The organism is Albidovulum sp. (assembly GCF_049646345.1).
GTDB lineage: Bacteria > Pseudomonadota > Alphaproteobacteria > Rhodobacterales > Rhodobacteraceae > Albidovulum.
The window spans coordinates 1-1794 of the sequence record NZ_JBARVQ010000229.1 but is presented as its reverse complement, the minus strand read 5'-3'; the positions used below and the strand labels follow the sequence as shown (position 1 = coordinate 1794).

At 63.1% G+C, this 1794-nt stretch carries 1 protein-coding gene; it reads left to right on the top strand.

Annotation, left to right across the window (positions count from 1 at the left end; all coding sequences use genetic code 11):
• Positions 1-1650 (top strand): glycine cleavage T C-terminal barrel domain-containing protein (locus WBB85_RS05500; RefSeq protein WP_432637625.1); only part of this gene is annotated, 1650 nt, incomplete at its 5' end.
• Positions 1651-1794 lie beyond the last annotated feature (144 nt).

Below are 1794 nucleotides of genomic sequence, written 5' to 3'. Positions count from 1 at the left end.
CAGGAAAAGAACGGCCTTCTGGTCGGCTTTTACGAGCAGGATTGCAAGACCTGGGGCATGGACGGGATCGACCCGAATTTCGTCAACGCGCTCTGCCCCGATGACCTCGACCGCGTGACCGACGTTCTGGAAGGCGCCTTTGCCCGGATGCCTGCGCTGATGGAGGTCGGCATCCACACCGTCGTCAACGGCCCGATCACCTACACGATCGACGGCGCGCCGCTGATCGGTCCCATCCCCGGCAAGCGTAATGCCTTCTGCGCCATCGGGCTGCGCGCCGGTCTGGGCGAAGGTGGTGGCCATGGCTGGCTGCTGGCCCAGCAGATCGTCCATGGCGAGGCCTGCTATGACACATGGTGCATCGATCCGCGCCGGTTCACCGGTCACGCCAATGTCGAACTGACTGCTTTGAAGGCCGTCGAGGATTACCAGAACGAATTCCGCTTCCACATGCCTCATGAACACCGCCCGGCGGGCCGCCCGATGAAGACGACCCCGCTGACCCCGATCCTCGCCGCCGAGGGGGCAGAGTTCGGCACGGTGAATGGCTGGGAACGGATGGCCTATATCAAACCCAGCCCCGATTTCCACGAGAGCCATAGCTTCCGCTTCACCGAGGCCTTCGACGTGGTCGCCAAAGAAATCAAATCACTGCAATCGGGCGTCGGCCTGACCGAAGTGAACGGCTTCAACCGGATTGAGATCACCGGCGCGGATGCGCAGGGCTGGCTCGATACGATGTTCTGCGGACGCGTGACCAGGAAACCGGGCCGCGTCGGCCTTGGCTATCTGCTCAACCACCACGGCTGCGTGAAGGCCGAGGCGACGATTGCCAATCTTGACGAGGGTACCATCTGGTACGGCTCGGCAGCGGCGTCGGAATGGCATGATATGGACTGGCTTCGGGCACATCTGCCCGCAGGCAAGGACATCCAGCTCAGATCCCTGACCAACGACTACACGATCCTGATCCTCGCCGGGCCAAAGTCGCGCGATGTGCTGTCAGCCGCCTCACGCGGCGACTGGTCGGCCACTGCCTTCCCATGGCTGTCGGTTCGCCGCGCCTTTATCGGCATCGCGCCCGCCGTGGTGATGGCGGTCAGCTTCTCGGGCGAGCTGGCCTATGAAATCCACGTCCCGAATGCTTCGCTCTACTCCGCCTGGCTGTCGATCAGAAAGGCGGGAGAGGCGCATGGGCTGACGCTTTTCGGCTCCCACGCTGTCGAGTCCATGCGCCTCGAAAAAGGTTACCTGCACTGGAAGGCCGACCTGATCACCGAATTCGACCCATATGAGACCGGGCTTGATCGCTTCATCGACCTTTCCAAACCCGATTTCATCGGCAAGGCGGCGCTGGAACGGCGCAAGACCGAAGGCCCGCGCCGCAAGCTGGTGTCGATGGCGCTGGACTGCACCCATGCGCCCGCCCATGGCGGTGCCAGCGTCGTGGCCGATGGCCGCGTTGTCGGCACCGTCACTTCGGCCGGATGGGGGCACCGGGTTGGTCGCAATATCGCCTATGCCTTTGTGGAACCCGACTATGCCCGTCCCGGCCTCGACCTTACTGTCGAGGTGATGGGCGCACCCGTACCCGCCCAAATTCACGAAGCAGACCTTTATGATCCCGGATATCTGCGGGTTCGCGCCTGATCCCATCCGCGCCGGGATACGCATCACGCCCGACGCCGCGGCAATGGCACCGGGCGCGATGCCGCTATCAGATGTCGAGCGGAGCAAGGGCGTGTTACAGGGGCGTCTATTATTGAAGCTAGACTGCGGGGACAGAACCGATGT